This window comes from Nocardia sp. NPDC051750, from assembly GCF_044453135.1.
Lineage (GTDB): Bacteria > Actinomycetota > Actinomycetes > Mycobacteriales > Mycobacteriaceae > Nocardia.
In genome coordinates this window covers 582,394-600,118 of record NZ_JBITCK010000003.1, presented here as the reverse complement: position 1 = coordinate 600,118, position 17,725 = coordinate 582,394, and the positions used below count along the sequence as shown (strand labels likewise).

19 protein-coding genes are annotated in these 17,725 nt (G+C 67.7%); 16 read left to right on the top strand and 3 right to left on the bottom strand.

Annotated features, from left to right (window positions below):
- Window positions 1–6 precede the first annotated feature (6 nt).
- Both ACIA75_RS16445 and ACIA75_RS16440 read left to right on the top strand, forming a co-directional pair.
- A complete protein-coding gene (locus tag ACIA75_RS16445; RefSeq protein ID WP_397104540.1) occupies window positions 7–1,515 on the top strand; it encodes a flavin-containing monooxygenase in 1,509 nt (502 codons plus the stop codon).
- A 70-nt stretch (window positions 1,516–1,585) separates the two neighbouring features.
- Window positions 1,586–2,359 (top strand): MerR family transcriptional regulator, encoded by a 774-nt coding sequence (locus ACIA75_RS16440; RefSeq protein ID WP_397104538.1) that lies wholly within the window; start codon window positions 1,586–1,588, stop codon window positions 2,357–2,359.
- 87 nt (window positions 2,360–2,446) lie between these two features.
- Here ACIA75_RS16440 and ACIA75_RS16435 read toward each other — a convergent pair whose 3' ends face one another.
- The 3 genes from ACIA75_RS16435 to ACIA75_RS16425 are packed head-to-tail and all read right to left on the bottom strand — an operon-like array spanning window position 2,447 to window position 4,253.
- Window positions 2,447–3,472, bottom strand: coding sequence for an NADP-dependent oxidoreductase (locus ACIA75_RS16435; protein WP_397105356.1), 1,026 nt, complete (start codon window positions 3,470–3,472; stop codon window positions 2,447–2,449).
- 32 nt (window positions 3,473–3,504) lie between these two features.
- Window positions 3,505–3,873, bottom strand: coding sequence for a hypothetical protein (locus ACIA75_RS16430; protein WP_397104536.1), 369 nt, complete (start codon window positions 3,871–3,873; stop codon window positions 3,505–3,507).
- A complete protein-coding gene (locus ACIA75_RS16425; RefSeq protein WP_397104534.1) occupies window positions 3,870–4,253 on the bottom strand; it encodes a nuclear transport factor 2 family protein in 384 nt (127 codons plus the stop codon). Before ACIA75_RS16425 ends, ACIA75_RS16430 begins: the two co-directional genes overlap by 4 nt.
- Window positions 4,254–4,345: 92 nt before the next feature.
- Between ACIA75_RS16425 and ACIA75_RS16420 the strand changes: the two genes are divergently transcribed.
- The 14 genes from ACIA75_RS16420 to ACIA75_RS16355 all read left to right on the top strand — a co-directional run bounded on the left by ACIA75_RS16420 (window position 4,346) and on the right by ACIA75_RS16355 (window position 17,659).
- Window positions 4,346–5,488: an acyl-CoA dehydrogenase family protein gene (locus ACIA75_RS16420; RefSeq protein ID WP_397104532.1), complete on the top strand. Its 1,143-nt coding sequence runs from the start codon at window positions 4,346–4,348 to the stop codon at window positions 5,486–5,488.
- Window positions 5,489–5,586: 98 nt separating this feature from the next.
- A complete protein-coding gene (locus ACIA75_RS16415; RefSeq protein ID WP_397104530.1) occupies window positions 5,587–6,375 on the top strand; it encodes an enoyl-CoA hydratase/isomerase family protein in 789 nt (262 codons plus the stop codon).
- A gap of 36 nt (window positions 6,376–6,411) precedes the next feature.
- Window positions 6,412–6,786, top strand: coding sequence for an OB-fold domain-containing protein (locus ACIA75_RS16410; RefSeq protein ID WP_357231859.1), 375 nt, complete (start codon window positions 6,412–6,414; stop codon window positions 6,784–6,786).
- The gene (locus ACIA75_RS16405; RefSeq protein ID WP_397104527.1) at window positions 6,783–7,934 is read left to right on the top strand and encodes a thiolase family protein; all 1,152 of its coding nucleotides are present in this window, start codon (window positions 6,783–6,785) and stop codon (window positions 7,932–7,934) included. The genes ACIA75_RS16410 and ACIA75_RS16405 overlap by 4 nt, the downstream gene beginning before the upstream one ends.
- A gap of 16 nt (window positions 7,935–7,950) precedes the next feature.
- Entirely contained in the window at window positions 7,951–9,159 is a 1,209-nt protein-coding gene (locus ACIA75_RS16400; RefSeq protein WP_397104525.1) for an acyl-CoA dehydrogenase family protein, read from the top strand.
- Window positions 9,156–10,106 (top strand): phosphotransferase family protein, encoded by a 951-nt coding sequence (locus ACIA75_RS16395; protein ID WP_397104523.1) that lies wholly within the window; start codon window positions 9,156–9,158, stop codon window positions 10,104–10,106. The genes ACIA75_RS16400 and ACIA75_RS16395 overlap by 4 nt, the downstream gene beginning before the upstream one ends.
- A 30-nt stretch (window positions 10,107–10,136) precedes the next feature.
- Window positions 10,137–11,339: an acyl-CoA dehydrogenase family protein gene (locus ACIA75_RS16390; RefSeq protein WP_397104521.1), complete on the top strand. Its 1,203-nt coding sequence runs from the start codon at window positions 10,137–10,139 to the stop codon at window positions 11,337–11,339.
- On the top strand, window positions 11,336–12,091 hold the full coding sequence (locus ACIA75_RS16385) for an SDR family NAD(P)-dependent oxidoreductase (RefSeq protein ID WP_397104519.1): 756 nt from the start codon (window positions 11,336–11,338) through the stop codon (window positions 12,089–12,091). Before ACIA75_RS16390 ends, ACIA75_RS16385 begins: the two co-directional genes overlap by 4 nt.
- Before the next feature lie 12 nt (window positions 12,092–12,103).
- Complete coding sequence (locus tag ACIA75_RS16380; RefSeq protein ID WP_397104517.1) at window positions 12,104–12,874, top strand: SDR family NAD(P)-dependent oxidoreductase; 771 nt, start codon at window positions 12,104–12,106, stop codon at window positions 12,872–12,874.
- A complete protein-coding gene (locus ACIA75_RS16375) occupies window positions 12,874–13,914 on the top strand; it encodes an NAD(P)-dependent alcohol dehydrogenase (protein ID WP_397104515.1) in 1,041 nt (346 codons plus the stop codon). The genes ACIA75_RS16380 and ACIA75_RS16375 overlap by 1 nt, the downstream gene beginning before the upstream one ends.
- A 70-nt stretch (window positions 13,915–13,984) precedes the next feature.
- Window positions 13,985–15,499 (top strand): class I adenylate-forming enzyme family protein, encoded by a 1,515-nt coding sequence (locus ACIA75_RS16370; protein ID WP_397104513.1) that lies wholly within the window; start codon window positions 13,985–13,987, stop codon window positions 15,497–15,499.
- 46 nt (window positions 15,500–15,545) lie between these two features.
- Window positions 15,546–16,169: a TetR/AcrR family transcriptional regulator gene (locus ACIA75_RS16365; protein ID WP_397104511.1), complete on the top strand. Its 624-nt coding sequence runs from the start codon at window positions 15,546–15,548 to the stop codon at window positions 16,167–16,169.
- Between the two features lie 138 nt (window positions 16,170–16,307).
- On the top strand, window positions 16,308–16,643 hold the full coding sequence (locus ACIA75_RS16360) for an EthD family reductase (RefSeq protein WP_357231829.1): 336 nt from the start codon (window positions 16,308–16,310) through the stop codon (window positions 16,641–16,643).
- Window positions 16,640–17,659, top strand: a complete 1,020-nt coding sequence (locus tag ACIA75_RS16355) for an MBL fold metallo-hydrolase (protein ID WP_397104509.1) — start codon at window positions 16,640–16,642, stop codon at window positions 17,657–17,659. The genes ACIA75_RS16360 and ACIA75_RS16355 overlap by 4 nt, the downstream gene beginning before the upstream one ends.
- Window positions 17,660–17,725 lie beyond the last annotated feature (66 nt).

The following is a 17,725-nucleotide window of genomic DNA, read 5'->3' as shown; positions in this document are numbered from 1 at the left end:
AACACCATGACCACAACCAGTGCGGCGCCGCTCGACGTCGCGGTGATCGGTGCGGGATTCGCCGGTATCGGTGCCGCAATCCGACTGCGCCAGAACGGTATCGGTAATTTTGCCGTATTCGAACGCGGTTCCGCGATCGGCGGCACCTGGCGCGACAACACCTACCCCGGTGCCGCCTGCGATATTCCGTCCCGGCTGTACTCCTACAGTTTCGCGCCGAACCCTGACTGGTCACACACTTACTCCGGTAGCTCGGAAATCCTCGGCTATATCGATTCGATCGCGGCGAAGGCGGGCGTGACACCGCATATTCGCCTGCGGCACAATGTGACCGGCATGTCGTTCGACGAGAACGCCGGAATGTGGGATATCGGGTTCGAGGGCCGGGCACCTGTCCGAGCCCGGGCGGTGGTGCTGGCTTCCGGACCGCTCACCGAACCCGGCTTTCCCGACATCCCGGGCATCGACACCTTCGCCGGCCACAGAATCCACAGCGCGCGGTGGGATCACGATTACGACTTCTCCGGTAAGCGGGTGGCGGTGATCGGCACCGGCGCCAGCGCGGTCCAGATCATCCCCCAGTTGGTGCGGAAAGCTCAGTCGGTCAAGGTTTTCCAGCGCACGCCGGGCTGGGTCCTGCCGCGGGGCAACCGCCGCACGGGCACGCTGGCGAAGGAGATCTACCGTCAGGTGCCGGGCGCGGAAGCTCTGGTGCGGCAGGCCTGGTTCTACGGCCACGAATCGGTGGCGCTCGGCGTCGTGTGGAATACACCGCTCACGCGGGTGGTCGAAATGGTCGGCCGGGCGCAGTTACGCCGCCAGGTGAAAGATCCGTGGCTGCGCCGCCAGCTCACGCCGGATTTCCGGGCCGGCTGTAAACGCCTGCTCATGTCCGACGACTACTACCCTGCCCTGCAGCGGGACAACTGCAAGCTGATCACCTGGCCGATCGCGCGAATAGCCCCGGACGGTATCCGGACGGCCGAGGGTATCGAGCACCGGGCCGACTGCCTCGTATTCGCCACCGGTTTCGATGTCTCCAAACAAGGCACACCGATCCCGATCACCGGACGGGACGGCCGGGTACTCGCCGACGAATGGCAACGCGGCGCCTTCGCGTATCGCAGTGTCACGGTGTCGGGGTACCCGAATCTGTTCCTCACCTTCGGTCCCAATTCCGGGCCCGGCCACAATTCGGCACTGGTTTATATGGAATCGCAGATCGACTATCTGGTACGCGCCATTCGGATCATCCTGGACCGCGACCTGAGAATGCTCGATGTCCGCCCGGACCGCCAGGAGCGTTACAACGCAACCATCCAACGCCGGCTCGGGGCGACCACCTGGAATTCGGGCTGCCGGAGCTGGTATCTCACCGAGGACGGTTTCAACCCGACCATGTACCCGGGATTCGCCACCCAGTACCGCCACCAGCTGCGCGAGGTCGACCTCGACGACTACACGGTGGCGACGGCCGGCTCGAGTATTCCGCTGAGGTCGGTCCCCGCGTCCTGACCGGCGGCTAGACTCGTTCTCTCGAGCCGGGGGCAACCGGGCGGCAGGCGGGCGAGGAGGTGCGGAGAATATGCCGAGGTACCGGATCGACGATCTCGCCCGCGCCGCGGGCACCACCTCCCGCAATGTCCGCGCCTACCAGGAACGCGGCTTGCTCCCGCCGCCAGCGGCCAAGGACGGCCGCGCCAGTATCTACGACGATTCGCACCTCGAGCGGTTGCGACTCATCGACGCGCTGTTGCAGCGCGGGTTCACCACCGCGCATATCTCCGATTTCATCACCAGCTGGGAGACGGGCAAAGACCTCACCGAGGTCCTCGGTCTGCAGCACGCGGTCACCGCGAACTGGTCCCAGGAGGAGCCGTTCGAGGTCTCCCGGGAACTGCTCGCCACCATCCTCGGCGGGCAATCCGACGAGCTGGTGGAGAAACTGCGCCGGATGGATCTGGTGCGGATCGACGGCGACACCGTGGTGATCACCGATACCCAGCTGCTCACCTCGTTCACCGAACTCCACGAGTACGGAATCGACCTGGGCACGCTCATCTCCGTATACGCCGAGGTGGCGACCCGGATCGACGATATCAGCGGCATTCTGATCCGCGCCGCGAAAAAACATATCGTCGACGAGCACGGCCCGGGCTGGCTACCCGACACAAACGAGGAGATCGCCGAAACCACCCGGATGCTGAACACGATGCGCGAACTCGGTGTCGCCGCCGTACACACCAGCCTGGCCCGTTCCCTGGACGCCACCCTCGCCCGTGAACTCGGCGACTACCTCGCCGCCGCGGCCGAACGGGAACGCGAACGCAAAGCAGGACGGGCCGAACGCGGCCGCTGACCGCTCGGCGTACGGCCCTCGACCGCGGGGACAGCGGACTGTCCGACGGTGCGCCGCTGCCCGATCTGCCGCCTCGGCCCGTGCCGGTTACGCGCCGAGGCGGCAGAGCGTCTTGCCGACGGTTGCGCCCGACAACATCGCCGGCAGGGCGGCCGGAGCTTCCTCGATTCCGTTGAACACCGATTCCCGATAGGTCAACCGGCCGTCCGCGAGGTACCCGGACACCTCCCGGCGCATCGGTTCCTCGAGATGGGTGAAAGAGCCGGCCCGGAACCCGCGCATACGCAGCCCTTTCGACACCATGGTGAACAGGTTCGGCGGGCCCTGCGGTGCGGCGCCGTCGTAACCGGAGACCGCTCCGCAGAGCGCGATCCGGCCGGCGTAGCGGAGGGCGTCCAGGGCGGCGGTCAGGTGGTCGCCGCCGACATTGTCGAAATAGGCGTCGATACCGCCGGGTGCGAGCGCGGCCAGCGATTCCGGCAGCGGGCCGTCGTGGTAGTCGAAGGAAGGGATCCCGAGTTCGTCCCGCAGAAACCCAATTTTCGCCGCGCTGCCCGCGGAACCGATCACCGTGGCGCCACGGATCTTCGCGAGTTGCGCGGCCAGCGCACCCACAGCGCCTGCGGCGGACGAGACCCACAGCGTGTCACCCGGATCGAGCTCCAGGATCTCGAACAATCCCACATAGGCGGTGAGTCCGGCGCTGCCGAGTGGACCGAGGAACCACTGCGGCGGTAGCTCACCGGCGTCGATCCGGGCCGGGGCGCCGTAGCCGCCGATGGTCTGCACCCGGCTTCCGACGAGCGCGTATTCCCGATAGCCGAGCGTGTGGGATACCAGGTCACCGACCGCGAAATCTGGGTCGCGGGACTCGACGACCGTCCCGAGGGCCAGCCCGGTCAGGTCATCGCCCGGCCGCAGCGGTGGCAGGTACCCGTTCGGGGTGGTCTCGGCGAGCCGGATGCGGATCGATGGGTCGATCGACAACCAGGTGTTGCGGACGAGCACTTCTCCGGGGCCGGGTTCCGGAATCGGCCCCTCGACCAGCTCCAGGTCGGCGGCGCTCAGTTTCCCGGCCGGGCGGCGGACCAGCCGCACGTGACGATTCAACAGTGGATCCTTCGCTTTCGGTCGGCGGCGCGAGTTCAGCGCGCGAAGGCGACCTCGGGGGTCCGGGCGATGAGCAGGCGGCGGACCGCACCGGCCGTGTCGAGCTGGGCGGACGCGTTGAACGAGGCCTCGAACTCGCCACCACGGGTGGTGCGGCCGAGAACGAGTTCGTGTTCGCCGACCACCGCGCCGACGTCGATGTGGTGGATCAGCGTGCTCTTTTCCCGCTGGGCCAGATAGGCGACCAATCCGTCACGGTCACCGACGAATTCGGCACTGAGTCCGGCACCCTTGGAGAACTGCACGGACATCGTGAAATCATCGGAGATCATCCCGAGCACCCGGTCCGGGTCGTCGGAATCCATATAGCCGAACCACCGGGTCAGCACCGGTACCGTCGTCATGCCCGCGCTCCTTCGCTCGAGGTCTGTGCCGGCAGCAGCGCGAAATCCGGACTGAACGAAACCTGGTACCGGTCGATACGGCCGTCGGCGCCGATATGCATGGCGGCGACGAACCAGCCGGTGGTGACGGAGTCGTTCTCGGTGACCGCACCGTATGCGAACTGCAGATCGCCGTCGGCGGCAACGCGAAACAGCTGATGCTTGCGGTTCACCTGCGGCCTGCCGTCGAGGTAGTCGAACATTGCCGCGCGACCGCGGTCCCGGTTGGTGCCCGTGGGCAGGACCATCGCGAATTCGACATCCTCGGCCAGCAGCGCCGTCGCGTCTCGTAGGTTGCCGCTGTCGACCGTCGCGTAGTAGTCCTCGATCACGTAGGTCATGAAATGAACTTAGTTCAGCCGACCTCTTTTTGTCGAGGGGTTCGGCCGCTAGGCTCAGCGCTACCGAATTGAACTCAACTCAAGGGGAGTATATGTCTCCGACCTCGGCAGCCGTCGTCGAAAGCCCCTGGCCACGCTCGGAGCCACCGGGCCTCACCCCCGATTCCGAGCAGATCCAGCTGCGGGAATCACTGCGAGGGCTACTCGGAAAACACAGCGACATCGACCAGGTCCGCGTAGTTACGGCCACCGGCCCCGGCTACTCACCGGACCTGTGGCGAACACTCGTCGACGAAATGTCGGTGACCAGCCTGGCAGTACCGGAGCCCTACGGCGGACTCGGATACGGCACCGCGGAGCTGGCGGTCGTCCTCGAAGAATGTGGACGAGGGCTGGTCTGCGAGCCCGTGTACAGCTCAGCTGTCCTCGGCACCCAGGCACTGCTGGCAGCCCCGGACGCCGAGGGCAATCCGCTTCCGGAGGTACTCGCCGGGGATCTCCTCGCCACGGTGAGCGCCCTGGACTCGACAACGGATGATCTCCGCGCCGTACCGGGCCCGCGCGGTTGGCTGGTCGATGGCACGGTTACCCACCTGATCGGCGGCGGGAGCGCCGATATCGTCGTCGCTTCGGCCGCGGCCGCCGACGGCCTCCGGCTGTTCGCGCTACGACCTGCGGAGAATGCCGAGCGCCGGGAACGCCGAGTCCTCGATCCGACCAGACGTCAGGCCGATCTGACCGTGCACGAGTGCCCAGCCGTGGCACTCACCGCACCCGACACCACCGCGGCGGTCCGCAGGCGTCTGCACGACCTGGCAACCCTCGCCCTCGCCTGCGAGAACACCGGAATCATCGATCGCCTGCTCGAACTGACCGTGGAGTACGCCGGCACCCGGCAGCAATTCGGCCGGCCCATCGGATCGTTCCAGGCGGTCAAACACCGGCTGGCCGATCTGCTGGTATCGCTCGAACGCGCACGATCGGCATCGCGGTACGCGGCCGCGCTCTATGCGGAAGATCCCGATTCGGCCCGGCTGGCGGTGGCGGTGGCGGGCGCGGTGTGCACCGACGCCGCTGTGCACGCGGCGGGCGAAGCCGTCCAACTGCACGGCGGAGTCGGGTTCACCTGGGAGCATGCCGCGCACTCCTACTTCCGCCGGGTGCTGGGAAACGAAGCGGCGCAGGGTGATGCACGCACCCATCGGGCCCGTATCGCCGCACTGATCGGCGTGTGACCAGCCGCAACCTCCCCCGGAAATCCGTATTGACGCCGTCCCCGCCGTCCAGTACAACTGAAGTGAATCCAGTTCAGGAAACAGCGAAAGAGGCTCCGATGATCGACACCGACCACATCGTCCTGGAGAAAGACGGCGATATCGCCCGGGTCTGGCTCAACCGCCCGCACAAGAAGAACGCGGTGACGGTGGAGCTGCTGCACCGCCTCGACGAGATCATCGTCGAGGTCGATAACGATCCCGAGTTGAAGGTGCTGGTGCTGCGCGGCCGGAACAACACGTTCTGCTCCGGTTTCGACCTCGACGAACTACGCGAGAACTATGTCGGCAAGACCAATGCCATGGATGTCGCGGTGCTCTCCGCGAAGGTCTGCGACCGGCTGTACTCGATGAACACCCCGTCGGTCGCGGTGCTCGAGGGCCATGTCACCGCGGGCGGTTTCGAGCTGATGATCTCCTGCGATTTCGCGGTCGCCGCCGAGGACGCCAAGATCGGCGACTTCCACATCCGGCGTGCCCTGTTCGGCGGGGCGGGCCCGATATACCGGCTGCCCCGGATGATCGGTATCCGCAAAACCAAGGAACTGATGCTCACCGGCAAACTGCTCAGCGGCCGGGAAGCCGCCGAGTTCGACCTGATCAACGCATTCGCGCCCGCGGCGGAACTCGACCAGCTCGTCGCCGATTTCATCGCCCCGATCGTGGACAAGAGCCCGTTCGCCATGAAGCTCACCAAGATGACCATCGACCGCGGCCTGGATGCCGATATCCAGTCGCTGATGGTGATGGAACACCTCGCCGTAGGCAATGCCCTGCAGTCCGAAGATGCGCGCGAGGGTGTGAATGCCTTCCTGGAGAAGCGTGAACCGAAGTGGGTCGGTCGCTGAATTCCGGATAGGCAGCCACGAATCGGAAGGGACGACATGGGTGAGCAGGTGAGTCCGGTACTCGAGGGCAGTAGGTGCGCGGTATGCGGCACGGTGGGTTATCCGGCGAGTGCGAACTGTGCGCGCTGCGCCGCACCCACGGCCGAACCGCTGGAGCTGAGTACCGAAGGCGTGGTGTGGGCGCACACCGTGCAGCGGTTCGCACCGAAATCGCCGCCGTATGTCGTTCCCGCCGAGGGCTTCACACCGTACGCGGTCGGCTATGTCGAACTCCCCGAAGGAATCAAGGTCGAGGCGATTCTCGACTGCGACGATTTCGCCGGCCTGGACCGGGCACCGGTGCGTCTCGTCGCCGTGACGCCGGTGCCGCGGTTCGCCACCATATCCCTTCAGCAGAGCGAGGTCCGGTGACCCAGCAGGTTTCGATCATCGGCAGCGGGCTGTCCCGCTTCGGCCGTCAGCCCGGGGTCACCGGACGCCAACTCGCCGTCCAGGCGATCGGCAACGCACTGGCCGACGCCGGTCTGACCTGGCCCGATATCCAGGTCGCGTACGGCGGCAGCGACGGGTCCGGATTGGCCGACACCCTGGTGGCCGAACTCGGCTTCACCGGGATCCCGTTCACCAATGTCAAAAACGGGTGCGCAACGGGTGGTAGCGCGCTGTTCTCCGCCGTCAACGCCGTCCGCTCCGGCGCCGCCGAGATCGCCCTGGCCGTCGGTTTCGACAAGCACCCGCGTGGCGCATTCGATCCGGACCCCGCCGACTGGGGGCTGCCCGAGGGGTACGGTTCGGCCGGACTCATGGTGACGACGCAGTTCTTCGGCGCCAAGATCGGCCGCTATATGCGCGAACACGGTATATCCGCGGCGACGCTGGCAAAGGTCGCCGAGAAGGCGTATCGCAACGGTAGCCGCAACCCGAATGCCTGGCGGCGCGAACCGGTGTCGTCCGAGCAGATCCTGGCCGCGGAGATGGTCAACGATCCGCTCACCAAGTTCATGTTCTGTTCGCCGGGCGAGGGCGGGGCGGCTGTCGTTGTCGCGGGGGAAGCCGCCGTCCGCCGCCTAGGTGGACGGCCGGTGCGGTTGCGTGCCATCAGCCATCGCACCCGCCGGTTCGGATCCTTCGAAGTGTTCAGTCCCGCCGTCCAGGGCACCGGCGAACCGACCAGTGTCAGCGCGGATGCCGCGGCCGCGGCGTTCGAGCAGGCCGGGATCGGGCCGGACGAGATCGGCGTCGCGCAACTCCAGGACACCGAGAGCGGCGCGGAGATCATGCATATGGCCGAATGCGGTTTCTGCGCTCCCGGGGCGCAGGAGGAGATGATCGCGGCGGGCGCCACCGAGATCGACGGCCGGCTGCCGATCAATACCGACGGCGGGTGTATCGCCAACGGCGAACCCATCGGCGCCTCGGGGCTGCGGCAGGTGCACGAGATCGTCACCCAGTTGCGCGGCGAAGCGGGTGATCGGCAGGTGCCCGGCGCGCCGAAAACCGGATTCACCCATGTCTACGGCGCTCCGGGTATCAGCGCCTGCACCGTTCTGTCGGTCTGAGAGCGAAGTGAGCACAGTGAGCACACAGCAACCTCCCGACCTCGCCGAATTCACCGAGCAGGCCCGCGCCTGGCTCCGCGAGACGGCCGCGCCGCGTATCGAATCCGCCTGGGGTGCCGGTGACGATTCGGTGGCGGTCTTCGAGAACTGGACCGCAGCGGAGGAACGACGGCACACCGACACCATCCGCGCCTATGAGCAAGCCAAGTTCGATGCCGGATGGGGCGCGCTGACCTGGCCCGCGGAATACGGCGGCCGGGGGCTGCCGATGTCCTATGCGCTGGCGTTCCGGCGCGCGGAGGAAGAATTCGATGTGCCGCGCAGAACCGAAATGTTCTCGGTCACCCAGCAATTGGTGGCGCCGGCAATCGAGCAGTGGGGTACCGAGGAGCAGCGGGCCCGCTATGTGCGGGCGATGCTGCGCACCGACGTCATCGCCTGCCAGCTCTTCTCCGAAACCGAGGCCGGATCGGATCTGGCAGCGGTGCGGACCCGTGCCGCCCGCAATGCCGACGGCACCTGGACCCTCGACGGGCACAAAGTGTGGACCTCCGGGGCGCGGGTCGCCGACCTCGGGGTCGCGGTATGCCGCACCGATCCCGCGGCGGCCAAACACGCGGGACTCACCGTTTTCCTCGTCCCGATGGACGCCCCAGGGGTCACCGTCCGGCCGATCCGGCAGATGACCGGCGGTAGCTCGTTCAACGAGGTCTACCTCGACGGCGTGGTACTCGACGACGGGATGCGGCTCGGACCGGCCGGCAAAGGCTGGCCGGTGGCACTCACCGTGCTCGCCGCCGAACGGCTCGACGGCGCCGGTCTCGGCCTCGCGAACGCGGACCGGGCAGTGGCGCTGGCGCGCAATCTGGGCCGTGAGCTGACGGAACTGGAACGCGACAGGGTCGCGGATCTGGTGACGCGCAGCTATGTGCAGCGGATCGCGGGGATGCGGGTCGCCGCGGCGGTGGTCGCGGGTTCCGATCCCGGACCGGAGGCGTCGGTGGGCAAACTGCTCGCCACCGACACCATGGCCAGGACCTCCGAGGTGGCGCGGCTGCTGCTCGGCCGGGAGCTGGCCGCGGATTCCGGGCGCTGGGGCACCTACGCGTGGACCGAACATGTGCTGGGCGCACCCGGCTACCGGATCGCCGGCGGCACCGACGAGATCCAGCACAACATCATCGCCGAGCGGGTACTCGGCCTACCCAAGGAGCCGCGGCCATGACGCTGGAACAGCGGGTGCGCGACCGGCTGCGCACCGACCTGGATATCGAGGTCACCGGTTTCGAGACGCTGCCCGGCGGCCACTCGGGTCTCACCTATCGGATCACCACGACCGGCCCCACATTCGTGGTGAAGGCGGTACCGGAGGGCCGCAAGCCGATAGGCCGCCACGATATGTTGCGGCAGGCCCGGGTGATGGGCGCGCTCGCCGGGACCGATGTACCGGTGCCCCGGATCGTGGCCGTCGACGAGAGCGAACCCGCCTGGTTCGCCATGGAATTCGTGGCCGGGGAATCGCTCGAGCCGGTCCTGGACGATCCGGCCGTCGAACCCGCCCTCGCGGCGGCACGGATGCGGCGGGCGGCCGAGGTGCTACCCCGGCTGCATGCGATCGATCCGAACTCGATCCCCGGCGTCGAAGCCGCGCTGACACCGGCCGACGAACTCGCCCGCTGGGCGCGCACCCTCCGTGCGGTGCCGCCCGAACTGGTCGCGGGCGCCGATCGGCTGCTGGACCTGCTGGGCCGCCGGATCCCCGACCCGGTACCTCCCACGCTCGTGCACGGCGATTACCGGCTCGGCAATATCATCGCCGCCGGCACCGAACCGATCGCCCTGATCGACTGGGAGATCTGGAGCGCGGGCGATCCACGGGTGGAACTCGGCTGGTTCCTGGTCTTCGCCGACGGCACGAATTTCCCGGAAGTGGGCCGCACGGTCCCGGGCCTGCCCGACTCCGCCGAACTGGTGGACCGCTACCGCGCGGGCGGCCCGGAACTGACCGATCTGCCCTGGTTCGACGCGCTCGGGCGGCTCAAGATGGCCGCCATCATGGGACACAATCTGCGGCGGCACCGGGAAGGCCGGCACCACGACCCGGATCAGGAAAAGCTGCCCGCCACCATCACCCGCCTCATCGAGACCGGCACCGCGCTCCTCGCCGGTTGAGGTCCACTCCCCCGATTCAGGAGCCGCACCGTGGATTTCTCCTACTCCGCCCGCACTCGAGAGCTGCTCGACCGGCTCGAACACTTCATGGAGCAGTACGTCTACCCCGCCGAACGGGTCTACGACGAACAGGTCGCCGCCGCGGACAACCCGCACGACCAGCCGCCGATCATGCGGGAACTACAGGCCGAGGCCCGGCGGCAGGGCCTGTGGAATCTGTTCATGACCCACGACGGCCTCGGCGCCGGGCTCACCAATCTCGAATACGCCCCGCTGGCCGAAATGGTGGGCCGGTCCATCATCGGAAACGAGACGATCAACTGTTCGGCCCCGGATACCGGCAATATGGAGATTCTGGCCATGTTCGGGACCGAACAGCAGAAAGCGCAGTGGTTGAAACCGCTGCTGGACTGCGAGATCCGCTCGGCCTTCGCCATGACCGAACCGGCCGTCGCCAGTTCCGACGCCACCAATATCACCTCGACCATCCAACGCGACGGTGACCACTACGTGCTCAACGGCCGCAAATGGTACATCTCCGGAATCCTGGATCCGGACTGCAAACTGATCATCTTCATGGGTAAATCCGATCCGGACGCCCCCGCCTACCGTCGGCAGAGCATGATCCTGGTACCGGCCGACGCACCGGGTATCGAGGTGCTGCGGGATCTGCCGATGTTCGGGTTCCACGACCGACTCGGCCACGGCGAGGTGCAGTTCACCGATGTGCGGGTCCCGGCGGAGAACATGCTCGGCGCCGAGGGCGACGGTTTCGCGATCGCCCAGGGCCGGCTCGGTCCCGGACGGATGCATTACGCCATGCGGGCCATCGGAATGGCGGAACGCGCCCTGGATCTCATGTGCCGGCGGGCACTGGAACGAACCGCTTTCGGCGGGCCACTGTCCGACCGCGGGGTCGTGCGGGAGTGGATCGCGCGCAGCCGGATGGAGATCGACCAGATCCGGCTGCTCACCCTGCAGGCATCCTGGCTGATGGACACGCAGGGGAACGCCGCGGCGCGCTCGGAGGTCGCGGCGATCAAGGTCGCGGCCATGGAGGTCGCGCATACCGTCGTCGATCGGGCGGTGCAGACATACGGTGCGGCGGGGGTCAGCAACGACACCGTCCTCGCGCGGATGCACGCCATCACCCGCGCCCTGCAGATCGCCGATGGCCCCAACGAAGTCCATCTGCGCACCATCGCGCGTCTCGAGGTGAAGAAGTACCGATGAGCACAACCGATCTGAGCGGGAAGGTGGCGCTGGTGACCGGCGCCAGCCGCGGACTGGGCCTGGCCATTGCCCGCGGACTACGCGATGCAGGCGCCACCGTGATCGTCTCCAGCCGCAAACTCGCGGCCTGTGAAACCGCGGTCGCCGCGCTCGGCGACGGGCCGGGCAGCGCGTACCCACTGGAATTGCACGTGGGCCGGTGGGACACCCTGGAAACCGCCGTCGACGGGATCATCGAGCGCTTCGGCAGCCTCGACATCCTGGTCAACAACGCCGGAATCGCCCCGCTCGCCGAAAATCTGGCGTCGGTCACCGAAGGCCTGTGGGACAAGACCATCGAAGTGAATCTGAAGGGCCCGTTCCGCCTCATGGCGGTCGCCGGGGCCCGGATGGCCGCCGCCGGCGGGGGTTCGATCATCAATATCTCGAGTATCGGCGCGGTGCGGCCGAGCCCGCCGGAAGCGATGTACGCCGCGGCCAAGAACGGACTCAACGCGCTCACCATGGCCTTCGCCCAGGAGTACGCACCGGCGGTGCGAGTGAACTGTGTGATGCCGGGCGGATTCGCCACCGATATGTCCGAGCACTGGGACGACGAGTTCATCGGCAAGATCGTCGACCGGCTGCCCGCCGGACGGCTCGGCGATCCGGCCGAGATCGCCGGGCTGGTGACCCATCTCGCGAGCGATGCCGCCGGATATACAACCGGTGCGCTGATCCCGGTCGACGGCGGCCGTACCGCGGTGTACTGAGAGGCGGCACAGATGAATACACCGGCATTGCACGACCTGTTCGGACTGGACGGCCGGGTCGCCGTCGTCACCGGAGCGTCCTCCGGCCTCGGCGCCGGTTTCGCGCGGGCGCTCGCCGGGGCGGGAGCCACCGTCTACGCGGCCGCCCGCCGGATGGACCGGATACAGGAACTCGCCGCAGCCGACCCGCGGATTGTCCCGGTGCGCTGCGATGTCACGGACCCCACCGACCGCGCCGCACTGGTCGACCGCTGTTACGAGCTATCCGGCCGCCTGGACATCCTGGTCAACAACGCGGGCCGGCCCGGGCCGCCGAATGCGGAGCAGGAGACCGACGCGGAATTCCGCGCCATCCTCGAGCTGAACCTGCTCGCCGGATTCCACCTGGCCACCTACGCGGCGGGCCGGCTCCCCGAGGGGGAACGCGCGTCGTATATCAACATCTCCTCGGTGATCGGCCTGGTCTCGACCGCACCGATCGGTGGCGCGAGCTATGCCGCGTCGAAAGCCGGAGTACTGGGGCTCACCCGTGAGCTGGCAGGTCAGTGGGGCCGCCGGGGTATCCGGGTGAACGCGGTGGTGCCCGGCTGGTTCGATACCGAGATGACCGACGGGCTGTTCAGCAATGACAAATCGGCGGGCTGGGTCCGCCGCAACACCATGCTCGGGCGGGGCGGCCGCACCGGTGAGGTGGACGGGGCCGTGGTGTTCCTCGCCTCGGACGCCTCCTCGTATATGACCGGGCAGGCGCTCGTCGTCGACGGCGGCTGGACCGCGCGCTGATGCTGGCCGTTCAACTCACCGCGTGGGGCGCCGAACCGGAACTCCGGGAAATCCCCACGCCGCGGCCCCGGGGCGAAGAACTGCTCGTCCGGGTGACGGCGGCCGGGCTGTGCCGCTCCGATCTGCACGTCATGGATGCCGCCGCGGGTAGTTTCGACTATCCGCTGCCGCTCACGCTCGGTCATGAGGTGGCGGGGACCGTCGTGGATGCCGGACCGTCGGCCGAGGCAGGCTGGCTCGGGGAACAGGTTGTCGTGCACGGTATCTGGGGTTGCGGCGGCTGCCGCAACTGTCTGCGGGGCCGGGAGAACTACTGTCTGCGCCTGCGCCCGCGGGAAGGTCGCGGGGCACCGATCGGCAACGGGCTCGGCTATCCGGGCGGCCTGGCCGAAGCGGTGCTCGTTCCCGCATCCCGCTTCCTGGTGCGCTCGGCCGGTGTCGATCCGGTGCTCTGCGCACCGCTCGCGGACGCCGGTCTCACCGCCTATCACGCGGTCCGCGAACACCGCGATCTCGTCGACTCGCAGAGTGTATGCGTGGTGATCGGTGTCGGCGGCCTCGGTCATCTCGCCCTTCAGGTACTGCGCGATTTCGGTGCCGGCCGCATCGTCGCGGTGGACACCCGCCCGGACGCGCGGGATATGGCTCACCGGCTGGGAGCGGACGCAGTGTTCGGCGATCTCGGTTCCGCGGCCGGCGCACTGGGCGAGGGCGCGGATCTGATTCTGGATTTCGCCGGCGCACCGGACACGGTCGCCCCGGCCGCCGCCGCGCTGGCGCCCGGCGGGCGATTATCGGTGGTCGGCAGTGCGGGCGGACGTCTCGAGGCCGGTAAAGACGTGGGGCTGGCGGCAGGCTGGGGAATCACCGCGCCGTTCTGGGGACCACGCGAGGATCTGGCGGCCGTGGTCGATATGGCGCGACGGGGGGCGCTGCACGTCACCGCGCAGACCTATCCGCTCACCGCGGCGGTCGAGGTCTACCGGCAGCTGCGGTCCGGAGCGATCACCGGCCGCGCCGTGCTGGTCCCGCCGCCGTGAGCGGGCCGAACCGCCCCACGGCGACCCCGCAGCGAGTAAACAGAGAGCACAGCGGCACGAGGAACGGTACATGAAAGCACTGGCGCAGGAGATGGTCGAGCAAGCCCGGCGGGCTCCGGCGGAGATCGCCGTGATCGACGAGTTCGGACAGCACACCGTGGGCGAGATCATGGCGACGGCGACCGCGCTCGCCGACCGCATCGCAGCCGTCGACCACCGCGGGCCGACGGTGATCATCCAGGCCGACAACACCTGGCGCACGCTCGCCGCGGCCCTGGCCGTGGGCCTGCGGGGCGGGGTCGTGGCCGTGTTCAGCCCGCACGCCACCGAATCGGAATTCCGGCTCGCGCTCGCGGATATCGACCCCGATCTGGTGGTCGGCGACGCCGCGGCCCTGCGGCACTGGGACGTGCCCGAAACAGAGTTCCCGTCCGCGGTCACCGCCTTCGGCGATCATCTGCTGCGGGCGCGCGCCGCGCCGTTCGGCCCGGTGCAGCGGTGGCGCGGCGGCAGCGCTATCGCGATGACCTCCGGATCCACCGGCCGGCCCAAATGCGTCGTCCAATCCGAGGACGCCATCCGTTACGCCTGCCGCAGCACCATCGACACCGTCGGCCTGCGCCCGGGCGAATCGGTGGGCGCGTTCGTGCCCTTGTCGTCGGTGGCGGCGTTCTGCTTCGGTATGTATCTCCCGGCCTTCCTGGGCGGCACCATGGTCACCCTCGGCAGGTGGTCTCCGGAGGCGGCGCTCGAGACCATGGCCGAGCACCGGGTCGCGTGGACAATGCTGGTACCGACCATGGCCCTGCAGCTCTCGGTCACCGATAACAGTGCCGGACGGCTGGCGGGTCTGCGCGCAATGACCGTGGGCGGCGGTCCGATGAACCAGCGGGCCCTGGCCGAGGCCGAAACGAAGCTGGGCACCACCTTTCTCCGGGTGTTCGGGATGTCGGAATGCCTGGGCCACACGACCCCACGACTGGACGATCCCCCCGAAATCCGGCTGGGCCGCGACGGGCGCCCCTTCTCGGGCACCGTCGTCCGCGCGGTCGGCGAATCGGCAACGCCGCTGCCCGCCGGTGCGATCGGTGACGCCCAAGTGAAGGGGCCCTCGCTGTTCGTGGGCTATGCCCGCGGTGGCGTCCCGGTCCCGCCCGACCTGACCGCGGACGGATTCCTGCCCACCGGCGATCTGGTGGAGGTGGCCGCGGACGGTTCCATCCGGGTGATGGGCCGGCAGAAACAGATCATCATCCGGGGTGGGCGCAATATCGATATCAACGAAATGGAGTCGGCGATCGCGGCACTGCCCGGAATCGTGCAGGTCTGCGTGGTCCCGGTGCCCGACGAACTACTGGGCGAACGCGCCGCGGCACTGGTTGTCGCCGACGGTGCACAGCCGACGCTGGCCACGATCACCGACCAGCTCGCGGCGGCGGACTTTCCCAAATTCAAATGGCCGGAATACCTGTTCAGTGTCGCGGACCTGCCACAGAACCGGGTGGGGAAACTGTCCCGGCCCGATGCGATCCAGCTCGCCACGCGACTCGCGGCAGCCGATTCGAATTCATATCAGGTGGGGTAGAGTTGACGAATCCGCGCACAGTCGATAATTGGGGGACACTCCACTCATGACCGTTGACACCGGGGCCCGCCGGGAAAGCCCGCGGTCCAAACGCAGCAATATCCTGACGGCCGCTATCGAGCAGTTCGGGCGTATCGGCTACGAGCATACGAAGTGGGCCTCCATCGCCGACGAGGTCGGGATCGGCCAGACCGCCCTGTACCACTACTTCGAGTCGAAGGCGCACTGCCTGCTCACGATCATGCGCCTGGAACTGGCCGATTCGGTCGACCGTTTCGTCTCGGCGACCGAGAACGAAGCCGATCCCGAAAAGGCCCTGCGGGCCGCGGTGGCCGCCGCCCTGCGGGCCGAGCCGATCGATGCGTTGCAGCGCCGCATTCTGCAGAACCATATGGACCTGCTGGCCCAGCCGCGCCAATCCGCGAAAGAGGAAGCCGAACGGCTGCGGTCGCGTGAACTGGTCCAGGAGATCGAGCAGAACTGGACCGAACTGATCGCCCGTGGGATCGAGGCGGGCGTATTCACCGGCGGCGATCCCAAGATTCTGGGCCGGATGGTCCTGGCCGTGGTGATCAGTGTCTGGCGGTGGTATCGCCCCGACGGCACGCTGACCCTGGCCGAGATCACCGAGACCGTCACCGATACGGCGGTACGAATGGTCCACGCCTGACAGGTGCGGCCTAGCGGCGTCTCGCCACCGGTGATACACCCGGAGCGGCGACGTGGGTAACCCGACGCCGGACACCGACAGCTGAACAGCGGTGCCGCCTGTCCACTCAACCAGAACAGAATTCAGTTAGGAGAACCGATGTACAACCTCATCGTGCTGGCCTCCCGGCCCAGCGATTGGTCGCACGACCGATTCATCGAATGGTGGCGTGGCGAACACGCCGAGGTGACCTATCCACTGCCCGGGCTGCTGCGCTGGCAGCACACCGAACTCCTCGACACCGCCGACGAGAAATCGGCCGGCTGGGACGGCCTGTCGATTCTCAGCTTCGAATCGCGCGAGGCGCTCGATGCCGCGCTGGCCAGCCCCGAATGGAAGGCCGCCGTACAGCATGTCGGCGCCATGCGCGGCCGCCGGATGATCTGGTTCGGCGAAGAGCAGACCATGGTGCCCCTGGCCGGCAGCGGCGAATGAGCACGCACTGGGCCGAGCCCGGCTGCTATCCGGTCGCCGACGGTATCCACCGCATCCCGCTGCAGTTACCGCAGGACGGATTGCGCGCGGTGAACGTCTACGCCCTGGAAACCAGCACCGGGCTCGTCCTGATCGACGGCGGCTGGCACCGCCCGGACACCTATCGAGAACTCGCCGCCGGGCTCGCGCTGATCGGCCACTCCCCCGCCGATATCCACGATGTGCTGGTCACCCATATCCACCGCGACCACTACACCTTCGCGGTGGAACTGCGGCGGCGCCACGGCAGCCGGGTGCACCTCGGCGCCGGTGAATCCGCGGGCCTGCACGCGATCCGGGAACTGGGCAACAATGTGCCGGACAGTTCGCTACGCGAACTCCGCCGTGCAGGGGCCGCCGGGCTCGCCGACCGGGTCCACGCCGACAGCATCGACGAGCCGTTCGATCCCACCGACTGGGAAGCTCCGGACCGCTGGCTGCGCCCGGGAGCACTGACACTCGGCGGCCACACTCTGGAAATCCTGCCCACCCCCGGCCACACCAAGGGACACTTGGTATTCCGCGATCCGGCACGCCGCTTGCTGTTCACCGGAGACCATCTGCTCCCCACCATCACCCCGTCCATCGGCTTCGAACTCGGCACCTGGGAACTACCGCTGGACAATTTCCTGCGGTCACTCACTCTGCTCGGCGATGCCGACGAGCAGACCATGCTGCCCGCGCACGGCCCCGACGGTGGTAGCGCCGGCGGACGAGCGCGTGAATTATTGGCCCACCACGAGCGCCGATTCGACCAGATCCGCTCCGCGGTCATCGATCTCGCGCCCTGTACGGGATTCGACGTTGCCCGGGCATTGACCTGGACCCGCCGCGAGCGGGCGTTCTCGTCCCTGGACACCTTCAACCAGATGGTGGCGACATGCGAGACCCTCGCGCACCTCGATGTGCTGGTTGCGCGGAGCTGTCTGGCTGCCGAGGACCACGACGGAGTCGATTTCTTCACGCTCTGCCGGTGAACCGGGCCGGGTAGCCCAGAGCATTACCTTCGAGGTAATCGACGAATCGTACCGGCCCCGCCAAGA